The 19,243-nt window shown below is 36.8% G+C and carries 15 protein-coding genes and 1 riboswitch; of the genes, 14 read left to right on the top strand and 1 reads right to left on the bottom strand.

The annotated features are described in order from the left end of the window. Positions 1-63 precede the first annotated feature (63 nt). Positions 64-585 carry a YwhD family protein gene (locus tag H9636_RS02475; RefSeq protein ID WP_191706069.1) on the top strand — a complete coding sequence of 174 codons (522 nt, stop codon included), beginning with the start codon at positions 64-66 and terminating at the stop codon, positions 583-585. A 351-nt stretch (positions 586-936) separates the two neighbouring features. Here the strand turns inward: H9636_RS02475 and H9636_RS02470 are convergent, their stop codons facing one another. Continuing rightward, positions 937-2,994: a transglycosylase domain-containing protein gene (locus tag H9636_RS02470; RefSeq protein WP_191706068.1), complete on the bottom strand. Its 2,058-nt coding sequence runs from the start codon at positions 2,992-2,994 to the stop codon at positions 937-939. A gap of 315 nt (positions 2,995-3,309) precedes the next feature. Between H9636_RS02470 and speB the strand changes: the two genes are divergently transcribed. From speB to H9636_RS02405, 13 genes are all read left to right on the top strand, one after another. Beyond that, positions 3,310-4,182: an agmatinase gene (speB, locus tag H9636_RS02465; protein WP_191706067.1), complete on the top strand. Its 873-nt coding sequence runs from the start codon at positions 3,310-3,312 to the stop codon at positions 4,180-4,182. Between the two features lie 170 nt (positions 4,183-4,352). Continuing rightward, positions 4,353-4,793: a DUF1934 domain-containing protein gene (locus H9636_RS02460; RefSeq protein ID WP_191706066.1), complete on the top strand. Its 441-nt coding sequence runs from the start codon at positions 4,353-4,355 to the stop codon at positions 4,791-4,793. Next, the gene (gene argS / locus H9636_RS02455; RefSeq protein WP_191706065.1) at positions 4,790-6,457 is read left to right on the top strand and encodes an arginine--tRNA ligase; all 1,668 of its coding nucleotides are present in this window, start codon (positions 4,790-4,792) and stop codon (positions 6,455-6,457) included. Before H9636_RS02460 ends, argS begins: the two co-directional genes overlap by 4 nt. A 195-nt stretch (positions 6,458-6,652) precedes the next feature. Next, a complete protein-coding gene (locus H9636_RS02450; protein WP_191706064.1) occupies positions 6,653-7,846 on the top strand; it encodes an acyl-CoA dehydrogenase family protein in 1,194 nt (397 codons plus the stop codon). Between the two features lie 99 nt (positions 7,847-7,945). Beyond that, positions 7,946-8,134, top strand: a riboswitch (cobalamin riboswitch). 169 nt (positions 8,135-8,303) lie between these two features. Beyond that, entirely contained in the window at positions 8,304-9,299 is a 996-nt protein-coding gene (locus H9636_RS02445; protein ID WP_191706063.1) for a FecCD family ABC transporter permease, read from the top strand. Between the two features lie 4 nt (positions 9,300-9,303). Beyond that, positions 9,304-10,770, top strand: a complete 1,467-nt coding sequence (locus tag H9636_RS02440) for an adenosylcobinamide amidohydrolase (RefSeq protein WP_191706062.1) — start codon at positions 9,304-9,306, stop codon at positions 10,768-10,770. Next, on the top strand, positions 10,767-11,327 hold the full coding sequence (locus H9636_RS02435) for a cob(I)yrinic acid a,c-diamide adenosyltransferase (protein WP_191706061.1): 561 nt from the start codon (positions 10,767-10,769) through the stop codon (positions 11,325-11,327). Before H9636_RS02440 ends, H9636_RS02435 begins: the two co-directional genes overlap by 4 nt. 260 nt (positions 11,328-11,587) lie before the next feature. Beyond that, on the top strand, positions 11,588-13,747 hold the full coding sequence (locus tag H9636_RS02430) for a (Fe-S)-binding protein (RefSeq protein ID WP_191706060.1): 2,160 nt from the start codon (positions 11,588-11,590) through the stop codon (positions 13,745-13,747). Between the two features lie 331 nt (positions 13,748-14,078). Next, complete coding sequence (locus H9636_RS02425) at positions 14,079-15,272, top strand: acetyl-CoA C-acetyltransferase (protein WP_191706059.1); 1,194 nt, start codon at positions 14,079-14,081, stop codon at positions 15,270-15,272. A 50-nt stretch (positions 15,273-15,322) separates the two neighbouring features. Then, positions 15,323-16,177: a 3-hydroxybutyryl-CoA dehydrogenase gene (locus H9636_RS02420; protein ID WP_191706058.1), complete on the top strand. Its 855-nt coding sequence runs from the start codon at positions 15,323-15,325 to the stop codon at positions 16,175-16,177. Positions 16,178-16,187: 10 nt separating this feature from the next. Next, complete coding sequence (locus tag H9636_RS02415) at positions 16,188-17,318, top strand: acyl-CoA dehydrogenase (protein ID WP_191706057.1); 1,131 nt, start codon at positions 16,188-16,190, stop codon at positions 17,316-17,318. Between the two features lie 60 nt (positions 17,319-17,378). Beyond that, complete coding sequence (locus tag H9636_RS02410) at positions 17,379-18,518, top strand: acyl-CoA dehydrogenase (RefSeq protein ID WP_191706056.1); 1,140 nt, start codon at positions 17,379-17,381, stop codon at positions 18,516-18,518. Positions 18,519-18,521: 3 nt separating this feature from the next. Further along, entirely contained in the window at positions 18,522-19,166 is a 645-nt protein-coding gene (locus H9636_RS02405) for a TetR/AcrR family transcriptional regulator (protein WP_191706055.1), read from the top strand. The last annotated feature ends 77 nt before the right edge of the window (positions 19,167-19,243 follow it).

The following is a 19,243-nucleotide window of genomic DNA, read 5'->3' as shown; positions in this document are numbered from 1 at the left end:
TCCTCCCAAGTGGATAAAAGTAGTGTATATTCATTATAATAGGCTTATACGGAGGGATTTACAATGGCAAATGGAGAAACACCAAAGCAAAAAATTGGCTTTACAATTATTAAAAATGATCCAACTGACGGTCATAAAGGGTTTGGTATCGGATCGTTATCTTTAGAAAATGTATCGCCAGTCATTATTGATATAGAAGAAAAACAGGCATTTATTGATATTGGTGCGATGCATGCGAAAAGTGATGTAGAGCGTGGCATTAAATTTACAACAAATCGTGAGGACTCGGCAGGTGGAAAACCTTATTGGCTAGTTTGGGTAACGATTGATTTTAAAGAAGACGGACCTTATTTTGCGGGAGTAACTGCTTGTGAAATGGTTGTAAACCGTGAAAAAAGACGAGGCTATAAAATATTAGCAGATCACGTAAATAAAATGGATAAATCGATGAAACGTAAAATAATTGTGGATCAGATGGATGATGTATCGAAAAAAGTTCTTGCTGAATTTTTAAAGTCCCATAATCTTGAAATGTGGGAAAATAGTGATGAACAACTTCGAAATGATTTAACCGTTCAAGAGTAAATTTCCACAGTATGTTTTTTTGGAAAAATATTTTGAAATGAAAATGAACTGTTTTGAATGTCAATAGTTTTTGGGGAAACGACAAAAAAGAATTTGAACAATTTGTGAAAAATAGTTTTCTGATTTAATCGGTTATTGAAAGTAAGAATGAAAAAAAGTACACTGAAACTAAGCTTGCAATAGTAAGCTAGGACACTTGGCAACCCGATTTGCTTGAGACTTATGCGGCATTTGTATAATCCCAAGCCGAATGCCCCATGAATCTCAAGCTTTCGATTTGCCAAAAAAGCTCTCTCTTAATGTCGGAAATAATTCCGAGTAAGAGAGAGCTTTTTTGTTGAATATAATAATTTAGTTAAAAAAATCTTTAAACGCTTCGAATGGGAATAAATCTAAAAAATTATTCCAAGAATCATCATCAAAGAAATCAGACGATGAACATTTTTCCGTTGGCACATCTTCTTTCTTTAAATAGACCATCCTTTGTTTAGGACAAGCATCCGTTGCTAATTTACCAGTCTCAATGTCAATGAGAACTCCTTCAACCCCTTCAGGAGCTTCAAAATTTTCATTTTGTTTATCTTTATTTATTGTTTCCATAAAATCAATCCAAACTTGCTTCGAAGCAGCCATATCCTGCTGTACAGATAAGGTTTTTCCTTGATCGTATCCATTCCATACACCAGCTGTATAACTTGGCGTATAACCGACTAACCATTGGTCGCTCACGGTCGTACCTGATTTTGCAGCGTAAGTATGTGTCATACGTGGCCGTAAAGAAACACCCGTTGCTGGAGAATAATCGCTATAAACTGGATCGAAAATACCTGTCATCATATCGGTTAATAAATATGCATCCTCTTTAGAAATGACTTGTTCCGCTTTTGGCTTTTTATATTTATAAACCGTTTCACCTTTTGAATTTTTAATTTCTAAAATCGTTGTAGGCTTCGTTTGTTTACCTTGATTTGCAATTGTATTATAGGCATTTGTTAAATCATATAAAGAAGTTTCAATTGTCCCAAGAGCAATTGATGGATTGTTCGCATCGGAATAGTTTAAGTTAAAACGTTTTAACATATCCTCGTATTTTTCATATCCAATTTTCTCTAACGTTTTAACAGCATAAATGTTATCCGAAATCGCAAGTGCTTGGGCCAGGGTCATTTCACCCTCTGCAAATTTCCCATTAACATTTTGTGGTTTATAAGTTGCTCTGCCATTATCGTAAGTAAAGATAGTTTCCCCAACATCTAAAAAAGTCAAAGGTGTAAAACCATTTTCTAATGCAGCTGCATATAAAATAGGTTTTATGGAGGAGCCAGGTTGTCGGACAGCTTGGGTAACACGATTAAAAGAACTTTCTTCATAATTTCTTCCACCTACTAAAGCTGTCACGTGTCCTGTCTCAACATCCATACTGACAAAACCTACTTGTAAATCGCTGTCTGGCATGTTATCGGCAATCGCTTCTTCTGCTGCTTTTTGGTGGGCTTGATTTAATGTCGTTTTAATAACCCATCCGCCTTCAACTATATTAAGGTTTTCTTTTTCTAATATTTCACTTGCTTCTTGCCAAACCGTATCTAAAAAATATGGAGCAACAGAGTTGGAAGCAGTCCATTGATCATTTTTCAAGACAATTTCTTCTGTATTTGCTCGTTTTCTTTCATCTGCCGTAATGTATTGTTGATCTTCCATTAATTTTAAAATGATTTGTTGGCGTTCCATTGATTTTTCATAATCATTAATTGGTGAGTAAATGCTTGGTCCTTTTGGAATGCCGGCTAATAAAGAGGATTCAGCTAAAGTTAATTCACTTGCCGATTTGCCAAAGTAATATTTACTGGCAGCTTCAATTCCATACATACCGTGTCCATAGTTTACTGTATTTAAATAACCCTCTAAAATATCATCTTTATCATAGAAAATTTCTAATCGATAAGCATATAAGGCTTCTTGAAGTTTTCTTGTCCAAGTTTTATCGTGTGATAAATATAAATTACGGGCTAATTGCATCGTAAGTGTACTAGCACCTTCTGCCATGCTTTGGGTTTTTAAATCTGTTAATAAAGCACTGGCAATACGAGAATAATCAAATCCGTTATGTTCATAAAAGTCTTTATCTTCAACTGCAACGGTCGCATCAATTAAATAGGGTGAAATTTCATCTAACTCAACCCAGTAACGCCTTTCTGCAGTTAAATAATCTCCAATTTTGTTACCATTACTATCTAAAAACACGGATGCTTTAGGAACGGTTAGTGGGGGAGCTCCAGCGATTTGAGCATAAACTCGTAACGTAAGCATGGCTATACCTATGGCACATATGAGCGTTACAACTGAAAAAGCAGAATACTTCACCCATTTTTGACGTTTCATCTTTCGTCTATAGCTTTGTCTTTTCATCCGTATTTCACCTCAAATCTTTTTAGCTAAAGTTAGTATGGACGTGATTATTTACCTTTAATCGAATTTATACATAAAAAAACTGTTGCAACTTATCGAAAAACAACTATACTTTTTTCCTGTATGTAAAATTTATACGAAAAAAGTCGAATAAAGTTTCGAACAGTACGTTAATCGGAATTTTCAAGTAATGGTGTTTACTAAAAATTGTTTATCATTAAAATGAATTGATAGGAAGCTAGTATTAACATTCGTTAAACAAAATATGATAAATTCAATTTTGTTATTGAAAATAAATATTGAAGGTGATTATAAATGAGATTTGATGAAACATATTCAGGAAACGTATTTATTAAAAGTCATCCAAACTACGAGGAGTCAAAAGCAGTTCTTTATGGAATGCCAATGGACTGGACTGTCAGTTACCGTCCCGGTTCACGTTTTGGTCCAGCTCGTATTCGAGAAGTATCAATTGGATTAGAAGAATATAGTTTATATTTGGATCGAGAATTAGATGAAGTAAAGTTCTTTGATGCAGGAGACATCCCTCTACCTTTCGGAAACCCTGAAAAATCTTTAAAAGAGATTAAAGAATTTGTAAGAAAAGTATTAGCAGATGGAAAAGTTCCGATTGGGATGGGTGGAGAACATCTAGTATCGCTTCCTGTTATGGAAGCTGTCTATGAAAAGTATAATGATTTGGCAATTATTCATTTTGATGCGCATACAGATCTTCGCACGGATTACGAGGGAGAACCTTATTCCCATGCGACACCTATTCGTAAAATTGCTGAGCAAATTGGTCCGAAAAATGTTTACTCCTTTGGAATTCGTTCAGGTTTAAAAGAAGAGTTTGAATGGGCAAAAGAAAATGGTATGCACATTTCAAAATTTGAAGTATTAGAGCCATTAAAAGAAATATTACCAACTTTAGCTGGACGCAACGTATATGTAACGATTGATATTGATGTGTTAGATCCTGCCCACGCACCAGGAACTGGTACGGTAGATTGTGGCGGTATTACATCGAAAGAATTGTTAGCTTCTATTCATGCAATTGCTGGTAGTGAGGTCAATGTAGTAGGTTGTGACCTAGTAGAGGTAGCGCCTGTTTATGATTCATCTGAAATGACAGCAAACACAGCGTCAAAACTATTACGTGAAATGATCTTAGGTTGGATAAAGTAATTGAAGAATAAGAATTGCTTATGATTTTGAACGAGCATGGGAGACGATTGACGTTTTCCATGCTTTTTTCCATATTCACTAGTTTCATCTTGATAAAAATCACCAATTCATCCTATAATAAAAAGGTTATCTATATAAGTAAATGAAAGCCCGAGGAGCTGACCTCAGAAATGAGTGTAGTTGAAACAGAAGTGAAAATTAAACTAAATTCCACCATTTTACCGACAGATGGAGAATCTGAACATTATGAAATGTGGTTGAGTGGAACTTTTATAAAAAAGTCAGGTAAAACCTATTTGCGCTATGTTGAAGAATTAGAAGAAAAAAAGATTCGTACAACGGTTAAAATGGACGATAAGCAAGCTCTTATTTTGCGCAGTGGTGGTGTGAAAATGAGGCTACCCTTTAATGCAAATCAAGATGAGAGAGGGCATTATGATACACACTTTGGGACTTTACCTATTATTACTAGAACCCATCGATTGGTTCATGACTACCATGAAGAGAGTTTGATTAGTGGCACATTTAATGTTCAGTATGATCTCATCATAAGCGGACAATCCGTTGGAACATATACGTTGGAAATTCAATATTCGGAGGGACAAAAATGAATGCAGTAGAACAATTGCAACAGTCAATTAAAGAAGTATTAAAAGCAGCCGTGGAAAAATCAGGCTTAGTTGAAGAAGGGGCACAATATACCATTCATCTTGAGACACCTAAAGACAAAGCAAATGGTGACTTTGCCACTAACTTAGCGATGCAATTAACAAAATTAGCAAAAAAACCACCCCGTGCAATTGCTGAGGCATTATTAGAAAATCTTGAGACAGAAGGCACGGACATTGAAAAGGTAGAGATTGCTGGACCAGGGTTTATCAACATTACAGTTCGTAAAGATTTTCTTGCAGATGTAGTTAAAGCAGTAAAAGAACAAGGCGAAAACTATGGCCGTACTACTACTGGTAATGGACAAAAAATCCAGGTCGAGTTTGTATCGGCTAACCCAACAGGAGATCTTCATTTAGGTCATGCTCGTGGTGCAGCTTTTGGTGACTCATTATGTAATGTTTTAGATTTTGCAGGTTATAATGTTTCTCGTGAATATTATATTAATGATGCGGGGAACCAAATTAACAACTTAGCCTATTCTTTAGAAGCCCGCTATAAACAAGCGTTAGGCATGGATGCACAAATGCCGGAAGATGGTTACCATGGACAAGATATTATTGATATTGCGGGTAAATTAGTAAATGAATTCGGCCGTACTATTTTAGATAAATCCGATGAAGAACGTTTTGAATTTTTCCGTGAGCACGGTTTGAAACTTGAGTTAGATAAATTGAAAAATGATTTAGCAAACTTCCGTGTGAACTTTGACGTTTGGTATTCCGAAACCTCTTTATACAAAAATGGCAAAATTGATGTGGCATTAAATAAATTAAAAGAAAACGGTCATGTATTTGAAGAAGAAGGGGCTACTTGGTTCCGTTCTACAACTTTTGGAGATGACAAAGATCGTGTGTTAATTAAATCTGACGGTTCTTTTACTTATTTAACTCCGGATATTGCTTACCATGAAGATAAAATCCAACGTGGTTTTGAGAAACTAATTAACATTTGGGGTGCTGATCATCATGGATATATTCCACGTATGAAAGCTGCTATTCAAGCCCTTGGATATGACCGTGAAAAATTAGAAGTAGAAGTTATTCAAATGGTTCAACTTTATAAAAACGGCGAAAAATATAAAATGAGTAAACGTACAGGTAATGCAGTAACGATGCGGGAATTAGTGGAAGAAGTAGGTATTGATGCAGTACGTTATTACTTTGTAAAAACTGCATGCGATTCTCATATGGACTTTGACTTAGATTTAGCTGTTTCCCAATCGAATGAAAATCCAGTTTACTATGCTCAATATGCCCATGCTCGTATTTGTTCCATTCTTCGTTCTGCACAAGAACAAGGATTTGCTGCTTCATTGGATCACTTAAACTTATTAACTGCTGAAAAAGAAGAAGAGGTATTGAAAAAAGTTGGGTCATTCCCACAAATTGTGGCGGAGGCTGCGAAACATCGTACACCTCATAGAATAGCGAACTTTATTCAAGATTTAGCAGCTTCATTCCACAGCTTCTATAATGCAGAAAAAGTTCTTAATCCAGATAATAAAGAATTAACGGAAGCACGCCTTTCATTAATTAACACGGTTCGTGTTACATTGGCTAATGCATTAAAATTAATTGGCGTAGCTGCTCCAGAAAAAATGTAAAAATAAAAATCAGTCTCTACAAAAGGGACTGGTTTTTTATTTTGTCCATTTAAATTATGAGAAATATTAAGGAATAGGTAAGTTTTTTGATTTAATTCATATCGAGACACTATGAATTGACGGAGGGAAAACTTAAAAAGTAAAATAAATTTATTGTCATGTACGGATATTATGGATATTTAGGAGATGGGTTATTTGAAACAATTGTTTATAAAGACGGAAACGCAACGTTTTTGGTTAGGGAAATTGGCCGCGTTAGAGGGATCATTTAAAAAGGCTGCTCAAAAGATTGATGAGCAGTCACAATTCCCACTTGACCATATAAATCAATTACGCCAAATTGGTTATACAAAATTAACGCTACCGAAACAATTAGGTGGAGAAGGATTGAATGTTTATGATTCGATTCTCCTTCAAGAAACATTAGGGAGTTATGATGGTAGTACTGCTTTGGCTGTAGGCTGGACTCTATTAACGGTAGGAGAGTTATATGAAAATCAGCATTGGGAGTCTTCAAAATTATTGGCTTTTGCGAAAGAAGTAGAAAAAGGTGCAATGATAAATCGAGCAGTAAGTGAAATGACAACAGGTAGCCCTATTCGAGGAGGAAGACCGAATACATCAGCTAAAAGGGAAGGGGAGCATTGGATTTTAAATGGTCGAAAAAGTTATACAACAGGATCCTTTGCCCTAGATTATTTCTTAACTTCTGCATGGGTTGAGGAAAAGGAACAAATCGGTTTCTTTTTAATTTCAAAAGATAACCCGGGTGTTTCCATTGAAGAAACTTGGGATGTGATGGCGATGCGCGGAACGGCAAGCCATGATTTAGTCCTTCATAATGTCCTAGTAGACCAATCTGATTTAGTTGAGTTACTGGATAATAGTGCTCGTCATAAGGTGAACGGCTGGTTGCTTCTTATACCAGCAACTTATTTAGGAATAGCACAAGCAGCTAGGGATTGCGCACTTCAGTTTGCCAATACTCATTCTCCCAACAGTATAAACGGAACGATTGCAAATTTACCTAATGTCCAATCTTTACTAGGTGAAATTGAATTAGAACTAGCGAAGGCACGCTTTACTTTATATGGAGCCGCCCAAAGTTATGTTGACTACAAGGCGAATGAAAAAGAGGGCGATAGTTTAAAGGAAGAGAAAATAATTTCGTTAATAAATGCTATTAATGTTGCAAAACATGTCGTAACAAATGGGGCAATCCAAGTAGTAGATAAAGCAATGCGAGTTGTAGGGGCTAAAAGTTTACAACGTACAAATCCTCTTCAACGTTACTATCGAGATGTTCGGGCTGGACTACATAATCCGCCGATGGATGACATCACCATTAAGAAATTGGCGGAAGCTGCTTTATATGAACCAAAGGGATAGAGTACCCAGTACCCTTAAAGTAAATCTATTAAGTGTTTCCTTTCGATTAAAAACTTTCTATACAATTATTTTATATAAGTTATAATATGGAAGAACAATTTCATAATGACACATAAAGGTTCTTATTACGATTTTGTAATAAGAGTAAAAGGGAAGTCGGTGAAATTCCGACGCTGTCCCGCAACTGTAAATGGGAGCTTGCCTTATAATCCACTGTTACAAAGTAATGGGAAGGAAGGTACTGCGATGAACATAAGCCAGGAGACCTGCCTTTATGCTTTTAAATAGCACCTTACGAGGATAGGGGAGGCGGAAAAGGTAGAATGTATATTTTTGATTTTTCAAAGTCTCTCGCAAATAGAGGGACTTTTTTATTTTGCGTTTTGGGGGGAGTAGCAATTATGAAGGTATTATTTATGGTTAATAGTTTAAGAGAAAATAGGAATGAGGGAACTTTGTGAAAGGAAAACTGTTCTTTGCCTACATTTCCTCTATCGGATTATTACTAATTAGCATTTGGTTAGGTGTATCCATTGGAACCGCTGAAGTTCCTTTTTCAACATTGTGGGATAAAGAAACAAATGAGAGTGCGTATAACATTTTATGGAGTATACGAATGCCTAGGGTTATTTTAGCTGGTTTAGTAGGAGCGTCATTAGCTATTGCAGGTGCTGCTTTCCAAGGATTATTGAAAAATCCATTGGCGGATCCTTATACATTAGGCATATCATCGGGTGCATCTGTTGGAGCGGTGGCAACGATTTTCTTCGGACTTTCCCTTCCGATTATCGGTACTTATACGCTACCTTTTGTTGGGATGATATGTGCCTTTTTGACAATGATACTTGTTTTAACTTTTGCTCGTCTTGTGGATCGAACGATGAAAATGGAAACGCTTATTTTAACGGGAGTTATTTTTAGTTCTTTTTTAGGTTCTTGTATTTCTTTAATGATTGCCCTTACAGGAGAGCAATTAAGAGAGATAATGGGATGGCTTCTTGGAAGTGTATCGATGCGCGGATGGCCGTATGTTCAAATGATCATTCCCTTTGTTATGATTGGAACAATTATTTTATGGCTCAATCGAAGAGAGCTAAACGCCATGATGTATGGAGATGAACGGGCTCAATCTTTAGGAGTAAATGTAAAGAAAAGTAAGTATGCGATATTAGCAGGGGGGTCCATGTTGACTGGGGCAGCTGTTGCTGTTTCGGGCACAATTGGATTTGTTGGTTTAGTTGTACCCCATATGACAAGAATGCTTTGGGGGGCAGACCACCGCCATTTATTGATTTTATCCTTTTTCAATGGAGCAAGCCTCCTCATAATTTGTGATTTAGTATCTCGAACGATTATTTCCCCTTCAGAACTACCGATAGGTGTTATAACCGCCTTTATAGGGGCACCCGTTTTTTCATTTATATTCTATAAGCAAAGAAAAAGTAGGGGGTGAAAACATGTTAAAGGTTCAAAATGTTTCAGGTGGTTATGGCTCAACGCCAATACTGGCGGACATTTCCTTTGAAGTGGAGAAAGGAAAAATGTTAGGTATTCTTGGTCCAAATGGTTGTGGGAAATCAACTTTATTAAAAGTAATTAGTGGTATTATGAAACCATCAACAGGAACGGTATATGTGGATGGGAAAGAAATTAAAAACTATTCATCAAAACAGTTAGCTAAAAAAATGACTGTGTTACCACAATTACATGCAACTGCTTTTTCAAATACGGTTCGGGATACTGTTTCCCTAGGTCGTTACCCTCATCAATCTGGTTTTTTTTCAAGTTGGAAAACAGAAGATGAACAAGCAGTCGTAAAAGCAATGGATCAAACCGGTGTACGGAAATTTGAAAAAGCTCAATTGGAGTATTTATCGGGAGGGGAACAACAAAGGGTATTTATCGCGCAAGCTTTAGCCCAAAGTTCAAATTTGCTACTGCTAGATGAACCAACAAACCATTTAGATATCGCCCATCAAAAACAAATATTAGATATGATTCGAAAAGAAGTAACAGAACATGACTTAACCGTTGTTTCTGTTTTTCATGATATTAACTTAGCTTCATTATACTGTGATGAAATCTTGCTCATGGAGGACGGGAAAGTAAGGGCGAATGGTGTACCCCATGAGGTATTAATTGATGATCGAATTATGGATGTATATAATGCAAGAATTTCAATGCAAGCCCATCCAGAACAACCAAAACCACAAATGACGATATTACCTGATTTAATCGAGTTAGCAAAGGAAAAACTGATTACAGCGAAGAATTTTAAAATAAAAGATGAATACGTTGAATTTAAATCCGATTTTCCTTTGCGGGTATTATCTTCAGCAGTCCATAATGCTGGATTAGGTTGGTATTCCAATTTTATTAACCGTACCGTCAACCAAGATTACAATATTGATCAAGTTAAAGAAGAGTTTTTAGGATATTTAATAGAAAAAGGCTTCGCTCCTACGAATACTGTGGGTATGATGACAGCAGTTGATACGAGGAATGCAATTATAAAACAGTATGAAGCTACTTTCGGAGATGTTTTCGTTATCGTAACTGCTGGAATTGGGAATGCAATGGATGTATCTCGAACTTTTGATAGGGAACATAACGATTATATTGGAACGATTAATACGTGGATAGTCATTAATGGAAAACTATCCGATGAGGCATTTGTTCAAGGGATGATGACTGCAACTGAAGCGAAAACGAAAGCACTGCATCACGAAAAGGTGTATGATAAAATTTCTAATACGGTAGCAACGGGGACACCGACCGATAGTTTACTCATTGCTGCAACTCAACAGGGAGAACTTATGCAATATGGTGGTCCAATTACAGAGGTTGGTAAAGTAATTGGAAAAGGAGTTTTTGAAGCGACGTTGGAAGCGATTCAAAATTATCGAAAAGGGGAGTTACAATGAAACTGTACACGAAAACAGGGGATAAAGGGAAAACAAGTTTAATGGGTGGCCGTGTCAATAAAGACGATTTACGTGTAGAAGCTTATGGCACAATTGATGAGTTAAATTCTTTTATTGGCAAAGCAGTAACGGAATTAGACTCAGGGATTTTTCAGGATATAATAGTAGACTTACAAACAATCCAGCATGAATTATTTGATTGCGGTGGAGATTTAGCAAATGTAATGAAGGAACGACAATACACTCTACAAGAATCCTCTATAGAGGTGCTCGAAAAGCGTATAGATGCTTTATCTGATGAAGCGCCTCCGTTAAAAAGATTTATATTACCTGGAGGAACACCAGCAGCAGCAACTCTTCATATTGCCCGTACAATAACTCGTCGTGCAGAGCGGAGAGTAGTGACGTTAATGAACGAAAAAGAAGATGTTCCTACTGTTGTACAAAAGTATTTAAATCGATTATCGGATTATTTCTTTGCATCGGCACGTGTCGTAAATTTCCGCTTACAAGTAAGTGATGTGGAATATATTCGGAGCGGGGATGTATTTAAATAATTAAAACAAACAATCTTACTTCGGTAGGATTGTTTTTTATTTGAAAAGAAGGTGTATATAGAAAAAAGAAGAATAAATAAGAAATAATTTAATATAATTAGAAATTTCCGAACAATGCATTGACTGAATGCTCATTCATATTTTACAATAAAAACAGAATAATAAGAGATTTCCAATCAACGTGATTCATAATTATCAGTTGAAAGGAATAATCAATAGAAACAGAAACAAAGGGGAAAAAGAGATAAGGGGGAGAAGAAATGAATGCATTATTAATCGCAAACTGGGTGTTATTTATTGCGGTCGTGTTATACGCAGTAGGATTGTTTGTTTACCTGTTAAAAACACGATATGAGTTTGTAAAGCTTGGAAAGAAAGAAGAATTTAATGAAAATGTCATGATGCGGCTCGAAAAAATTTGGGTCAATGTATTTGGACAATCTAAATTATTAAAAGATAAAAAAAGCGGATTTATCCATGTTCTATTTTTCTATGGATTCCTTCTTGTTCAATTAGGTGCGATTGATTTTATTTGGAAAGGTTTAGCACCAGGATCACACCTTCCTTTAGGACAACTATATCAAGTGTTTACACTTTTTGAAGAAATTGTAGCTGCGGTCATTTTAGTAGCAGTGTTTGGAGCGTTTTATCGTCGTTATATCGAAAAGCTCGTTCGTCTAAAACGAGGTTGGAAAAATGGACTAGTATTAATTTTTATCGGTGGATTAATGGTTTCCACTTTAATTGGAAACGCTATGGGGATTATTTGGCATAATCATGGTTTTACGGGCAGTGAACCGATTGCATCAGGAATTGCTGCGATATTTAGTTTCTTACCGGCTGAAGCTGCAGCAGTAGGATTTTATGTTATGTGGTGGGTACACTTACTAATTTTATTAACATTCTTAGTGTATGTTCCTCAATCAAAACATTTCCATCTTATCTCTGGTCCTGTAAACGTTTACTTCCACAGATTAGACCGTGCTGGTACCCTTCGTCCGATTAATTTCGATGCGATGGAAGAGGCGGAAGATGAAGAAGAAATGCCATCCTTTGGTGTTGGTAAAATTACAGACTTTACTCAAAAACAATTAATTGATTTATATGCATGTGTAGAATGTGGTCGTTGTACGAACATGTGTCCTGCAACGGGGACGGGAAAAATGCTATCTCCGATGGATTTGATCGTGAAGTTACGTGATCATTTAACTTTTACAGGTGCTGTTACAACAAAACAAAAACCTTGGGTTCCTGCCTTTGCCTTTAATAACTCAAAGGGTAATCAACTTGCAATGGCTGCAGGGGCAGAAGGTGCAATTATTGATGATATTTACAGTCCTTCATTAATCGGGGATGTGATTACAGAAGAAGAAATTTGGGCTTGTACAACATGTCGTAACTGTGAAGACCAGTGTCCGGTTATGAATGAGCACGTCGATAAAATCATTGACCTTCGTCGTTATTTAACGATGACAGAAGGGAAAGTTAATTCCGATGCTCAACGTGCGATGAACAATATCGAACGACAAGGAAATCCTTGGGGTCTTAATCGTAAAGAAAAAGAAAACTGGCGTGATCTTGATTCATCTATTCATATTCCGACTGTTAAGGAAGCAAAAAAATCAGGAGAAGGTTTTGAATATTTATTCTGGGTCGGTTCGATGGGATCCTTTGATAGCCGATCACAAAAAATTGCTTTATCCTTTGCCCGATTAATGAATGAAGCAGGCGTGAAATTTGCAATTTTAGGGAATAAGGAGAAAAACTCCGGTGATACACCTCGCCGATTAGGAAATGAATTTTTATTCCAAGAACTTGCGACGGCTAATATTGAAGAGTTTGAGAAAAATGAAGTGAAGAAAATTGTTACCATTGATCCTCATGCTTACAATATCTTTAAAAATGAATATAAAGATTTCGGATGGGAAGGGGAAGTCTACCACCATACAGAACTGTTATATGATTTAGTTGAGCAAGGGAAACTAACTTTAAACCATCGAGTTGATGAAACAATTGTATTCCATGATTCGTGTTATTTAGGTCGTTACAATGACGTTTATGACGCACCAAGGGAAATTTTAAAAGCGATTCCTGGAGTAAACTTAGTTGAAATGGAACGTAACCGTGAAACCGCAATGTGTTGTGGAGCTGGTGGTGGTTTAATGTGGATGGAAGAGCACGTCGGTAACCGTATTAATGTTGCTCGCACGGAACAAGCATTAGCTACAAGTGCTTCCATTATTTCTTCTGGCTGTCCTTACTGTTTAACAATGCTTTCTGATGGTACGAAGGCAAAAGAAGTGGAAGAAACAGTCGGTACTTATGATATCGCTGAACTTTTAGAACGCTCTGTATTTGGTGAGAAGAATTTAGAGGTTTTTGTAAATAACCAGGAGGAATTAGAGTCAGTGGCTAAGTAACTGAATGCATCGATGAAAAGCGATAAATAGTAGTCGATTACAATTGGCTCCTTCTGATATTAACGAACAAAATTCGTGTTTTTTCTAAGAATTTAACGATATTTTTAAGGAAATATATTAATTTTAGAAAAGTTGAAATTGAATAATTAATTCGTATTCTGTAAAATAAAGTTAAAGATGAAAAGGGGAGTTCTAAATGACTCCCTTTTTTATTAAAAATAAATTGAGCGAGCGTTCAGTCAATTAGAGATTCTTAATCTACTAAATTGATAAAGTTAGCTCAAAAGCTGAACGATTATAAACTTTTATTCAAAACAAAGGGGATGGGGATTTGAGTAAATCAGTTATTTTAGAAGGAGCAAGAACACCGTTTGGTAAATTTGGAGGTTCACTTGCATCTCTTTCAGCAAGTGATCTTGGGGGAACAGCTATTCAATCAGCATTACAAAAAGCAAGTATTCAACCAGATGAAGTACAAGAAGTGATTATGGGTACTGTTTTACAAGGGGGGCAAGGTCAAATTCCTTCAAGGCAAGCTGCCTCAAAAGCTGGAATTCCCTACAATGTGAAAACAGAGACAATAAATAAAGTTTGTGCTTCCGGGATGAGAAGTGTCACACTAGCCGATCAACTTATTCGATTGGGAGAAGAAGAAGTGATCGTTGCAGGTGGTATGGAGTCTATGTCCAATGCACCTTACTATTTACCAAAAGGACGATGGGGGCTTCGAATGGGGGATGCGAAATTAGTTGATGGTATGGTATACGATGGACTTTCTTGCGCATTTCATCCAAATAATGTTCATATGGGCACTTACGGAAATGAAACAGCGAATACGTTTGATATTTCTCGTGAAGTACAAGACGAATGGGCAGTTCGTAGTCATCAATTAGCTATAAAAGCGATAGAAGAAGGAAAATTTGCTGAAGAGATTGTCCCGATTGAAATTAAGGGTCGTAAAGGGGAGATAACAACTATTCAAGAAGATGAAGCACCTCGAAAAGATACAACTATGGAAGCGTTATCAAAATTGAAACCGGCGTTCGACAAGGATGGAACAATTACAGCAGGAAATGCGCCTGGGGTGAATGATGGGGCATGTGCTCTTGTGTTAATGAGCGAGGATCGAGCGAATCGAGAAGGTCGTAAGCCTCTTGCTTATGTATTAGGGCATGCAGAAGTTGGAGTGGAACCAAAGGACTTCCCTCAAACGCCAGGTATTGTCATTAAAGAGTTACTAAAGAAAACGCAAAAATCTGTGGATGATATTGATTTAATTGAAATTAACGAGGCTTTTGCTGCTGTAGCATTAGTGAGCAACCAAATTGCTGGTTTGGATTCAGCAAAAGTCAATGTTAATGGTGGTGCAGTAGCTTTAGGTCATCCAATTGGAGCATCGGGCGCGAGAATTATTTTAACTTTAGCATATGAATTAAGACGTCGTGGCGGAGGTATTGGTATTGCAGCAATTTGTTCAGGTGGTGGTCAAGGAGATGCCATCATGATAGAAGTACCAAAACAATAACATGATGATTTTATATAGAAAAAACGTTCGAACATAATGGGGGATAATATATGACGATTCAAAAGGTGATGGTTGTTGGTGCAGGACAAATGGGTTCGGGGATAGCCCAAGTCATTGCTCAAGCAGGGTTTGAAGTGAAGCTTAATGATATGAAACAAGAGTTTTTTGAACGAGGACTTCGAGTGATTGCAAAAAATTTAACAAGGGATGTCGAAAAGGGTAGAAAAACAGAAGAAGAAAAGGAAGCGATTTTAAATCGAATCACCATGTCATTAGATTTAAAGGATGCCTTTGATGCAGATTTAATTATTGAAGCAGCTACCGAAAATATGGATATTAAACAAACGATTTTTAAGGAACTTGATGCAATAGCTCCTAAACATGCTATTTTTGCGACAAATACGTCTTCATTACCAATTACAGAAATTGCTGCTGTAACGGAAAGACCGGAAAAAGTAATTGGCATGCATTTTATGAATCCTGTTCCGGTTATGAAACTTGTAGAAATAATCCGTGGTCTTGCAACAGCAGACGAAGTATATAAAACCGTTGAGCAAATGACTCATCAACTTGGCAAAACACCGGTAGAAGTAAATGATTTCCCAGGTTTTATTTCCAACCGTATATTGCTACCAATGATTAATGAGGCGGTTTATGCCCTTTATGAAGGGGTTGCAACTAAAGAAGCAATCGATGATGTGATGAAGCTTGGAATGAATCATCCAATGGGTCCTCTCACTTTAGCAGATTTTATTGGCTTAGATACTTGTCTATATATTATGGAAATTTTACACGAAGGTTTAGGAGATAGTAAATATCGCCCTTGTCCACTTCTTCGTAAATATGTTGCAGCAGGTTGGTTAGGAAGAAAGACAGGCCGCGGCTTCTATGTTTATGAAGATTGAGGAGGACATCATGAATCTTAACTTTAATGAAGAACAAATCATGTTGCGCGATATGGTTCGTCAATTTGCGGAAACTGAAATTGCGCCATTCGTAGAAAAAATGGAGCAGGGGGAATTTCCGAGGGAGATTCTAAAAAAAATGGGAGAGTTAGGTCTAATGGGGATAACTGTACCAAATAAGTATGGTGGTGCAGGGATGGACTTTACTTCTTACATTCTAGCAATTAATGAAATCTCTAAAATAAGTGCTGTTGTAGGGGTTATACTTTCTGTTCATACTTCTGTAGGTACGAACCCTATTCTTTATTTTGGTACAGAGGAGCAAAAGGAAAAATATGTTCCTAAATTAGCAAGGGGAGAATATTTAGGTGCTTTTTGTTTAACTGAACCTGAAGCAGGTTCAGACGCTGGAGCATTAAAAACAAAAGCCATTAGACAAGATGATCATTATGTATTAAATGGATCCAAAGTATTTATTACGAATGGTGGAGAGGCAGAGGTTTATATTGTGTTTGCATCCACAAACCCGGAAAAAGGTTCCCGAGGGATTTCAGCTTTTATCGTCGAAAAGGATACACCTGGTTTTAATGTTGGAAAAAATGAGAAAAAGATGGGTCTTCACGGTTCTAAAACAGTTCAATTAACCTTTGAAAATATGAAAGTACCAGCAGAAAACCTATTAGGGGTTGAAAATGAAGGCTTTAAAATTGCCATTGCGAATTTAAATGCGGGGAGAATTGGAATTTCTGCACAAAGTTTAGGTATTGCAGAAGCCGCATTGAACGCTGCTACGAATTACGCAAAAGAACGGATCCAATTTGGAAAGCCGATTGTTTCAAATCAAGGGGTAAGTTTCAAATTAGCTGACATGGCAACAGCAGTAGAGGCGGCAAAATTATTGACTTTCAAAGCTGCCAATCTTCATTCCTTAGGATTACCTTGTGGTAAAGAAGCTTCTATGGCGAAATTGTTTGCTTCAAGAACGGCTGTTCAAGTTGCTACGGAAGCGGTACAAATATTTGGAGGTTATGGATTTACTAAGGATTATCCAGTAGAAAGATATTTTAGAGATGCTAAAGTAACCGAAATTTATGAAGGCACAAGTGAAATACAAAAAATTGTTATCAGTAAACAGTTATAAAACACAAAGGGTAAATTTACTAAATGAGAACAATGAAAAGTTAATGGGGGAAATGACAAAATGAACTTTCAATTATCAGAAGAGCATGAACAATTGAGACAAATGATACGGGAATTTGCTATAAACGAAGTTGCACCATCTGCTGCAGAGCGGGATGAAGAAGAACGTTTTGATCGTGAAATTTGGGATAAGATGGCCGAACTCGGTTTAACAGGCATTCCATGGCCAGAACAATATGGTGGAGCCGGCTTTGACTACTTAGCGTATTGTATTGCTGTTGAGGAATTATCCAGAGTTTGCGCATCCACTGGTGTAACGTTATCAGCCCATACGTCATTAGCAGGCTGGCCAATATATAAATTTGGTAGTGAAGAACAAAAACAAAAGTACCTCCGTCCAATGGCAGAAGGAAAAAAAATTGGCGCTTATTGTTTAACTGAAGCAGGCTCTGGCAGTGATGCAGGAGGGATGAAAACAACTGCTAAACGAGAAGGAGACGAATATGTATTAAACGGTTCTAAAATATTTATTACAAATGGTGGAATTGCTGATACTTATGTTGTTTTTGCGGTAACTGATCCTGAATCAAAGCATAAAGGAACAAGTGCATTTATTGTAGAGTCGAGTTTCCCTGGATTTTCTGTTGGGAAAAAAGAAAAGAAATTGGGAATTCGTTCATCACCGACAACTGAAATTGTTTTTGATCAATGTCGAGTGCCAAAAGAAAACTTACTTGGTCAAGAAGGGGAAGGCTTTGTAATCGCTATGAAAACGCTAGACGGTGGACGTAATGGGATCGCAGCACAAGCTGTCGGCATAGCGCAAGGTGCATTAGATGCGGCGACAGATTACGCAAAAGAGCGTGTCCAATTTGGTAAGCCAATTGCTGCGAATCAAGGGGTATCTTTTAAATTAGCAGACATGGCAACAGCGGTGGAAGCTTCAAGACTATTAACTTATCAAGCAGCGTGGTTAGAATCTAACAATCTTCCTTATGGTAAAGCATCGGCAATGGCAAAATTAATGGCAGGTGATACTGCAATGTCTGTCACTACAGATGCGGTACAAATTTTTGGTGGTTATGGTTATACAAAAGAATATCCGGTTGAGCGATATATGCGTGATGCAAAAATTACACAAATATATGAAGGGACACAAGAGATTCAACGATTAGTAATCTCTCGTATGCTTACGAAATAATCGATGACGGAAAAGAGCGAGAAAATTTTAGTCAAATCATCTGTAAAAGATGAAAGTCTAATTGAAATGCGCCGAAGACAAATTGTAAATGCAGCTCTGAAATTATTTAAAGAAAAGGGCTTTCATCGGGCGACCACAAGGGAAATTGCTAAAGCTGCCGGATTTAGCATAGGGACATTGTACGAATATATACGTACAAAGGAGGACGTGCTCTATTTAGTATGTGATGACATTTATAATCAAGTGACGCAACGGCTATCACAAATTTCTACAAGCTCTGGAACAATTGAAGAACTTAAAGAAGCAATTAAACAGTATTTTTTATTGATTGATAGTATGGTAGATGAATTTACCATTATGTATCAGGAAACAAAAACATTACCGAAAAATGCACAAGTTTACGTGCTCAATAAAGAATTAGAAATGGTTTCGTTGTTTGAAAGAATATTAAAAAATTGTGTGCAATCAGGAAAAATGATGATAACCGATAATGATATTTATTTAGCAGCCAATCATATTGTAGTTCAAGGGCAAGCGTGGGCATTTCGTAAATGGGCTTTACAGAAACATTTTACAATTAATGACTATACAATTGCCCAAACGAAAATGTGTTTATCGGGAATTTTATATGATGAAAAGTCAAATTAAACACCGCTAATAGCTACGGTTACGCGTTACCGCTAAGCGGTGTTGTTTTCATTCGATGTTTTAAAACAAAGGGGAAC

The organism is Ureibacillus galli, assembly GCF_014836845.1.
Taxonomy (GTDB): domain Bacteria; phylum Bacillota; class Bacilli; order Bacillales_A; family Planococcaceae; genus Ureibacillus; species Ureibacillus galli.
This window is presented reverse-complemented; position numbering and strand designations above follow the sequence as displayed.

What these genes read in the sequence shown, in the direction of transcription:
- H9636_RS02415 (WP_191706057.1), top strand. Translation starts at nt 16,188, where the DNA reads ATGAATCTTAACTTTAATGAAGAACAAATCATGTTGCGCGATATGGTT.
- H9636_RS02430 (WP_191706060.1), top strand. Translation starts at nt 11,588, where the DNA reads ATGAATGCATTATTAATCGCAAACTGGGTGTTATTTATTGCGGTCGTG.
- H9636_RS02440 (WP_191706062.1), top strand. Translation starts at nt 9,304, where the DNA reads ATGTTAAAGGTTCAAAATGTTTCAGGTGGTTATGGCTCAACGCCAATA.
- H9636_RS02420 (WP_191706058.1), top strand. Translation starts at nt 15,323, where the DNA reads ATGACGATTCAAAAGGTGATGGTTGTTGGTGCAGGACAAATGGGTTCG.
- H9636_RS02435 (WP_191706061.1), top strand. Translation starts at nt 10,767, where the DNA reads ATGAAACTGTACACGAAAACAGGGGATAAAGGGAAAACAAGTTTAATG.
- H9636_RS02475 (WP_191706069.1), top strand. Translation starts at nt 64, where the DNA reads ATGGCAAATGGAGAAACACCAAAGCAAAAAATTGGCTTTACAATTATT.
- H9636_RS02410 (WP_191706056.1), top strand. Translation starts at nt 17,379, where the DNA reads ATGAACTTTCAATTATCAGAAGAGCATGAACAATTGAGACAAATGATA.
- H9636_RS02470 (WP_191706068.1), bottom strand. Translation starts at nt 2,994, where the DNA reads ATGAAAAGACAAAGCTATAGACGAAAGATGAAACGTCAAAAATGGGTG.
- H9636_RS02460 (WP_191706066.1), top strand. Translation starts at nt 4,353, where the DNA reads ATGAGTGTAGTTGAAACAGAAGTGAAAATTAAACTAAATTCCACCATT.
- argS (WP_191706065.1), top strand. Translation starts at nt 4,790, where the DNA reads ATGAATGCAGTAGAACAATTGCAACAGTCAATTAAAGAAGTATTAAAA.
- H9636_RS02405 (WP_191706055.1), top strand. Translation starts at nt 18,522, where the DNA reads ATGACGGAAAAGAGCGAGAAAATTTTAGTCAAATCATCTGTAAAAGAT.
- speB (WP_191706067.1), top strand. Translation starts at nt 3,310, where the DNA reads ATGAGATTTGATGAAACATATTCAGGAAACGTATTTATTAAAAGTCAT.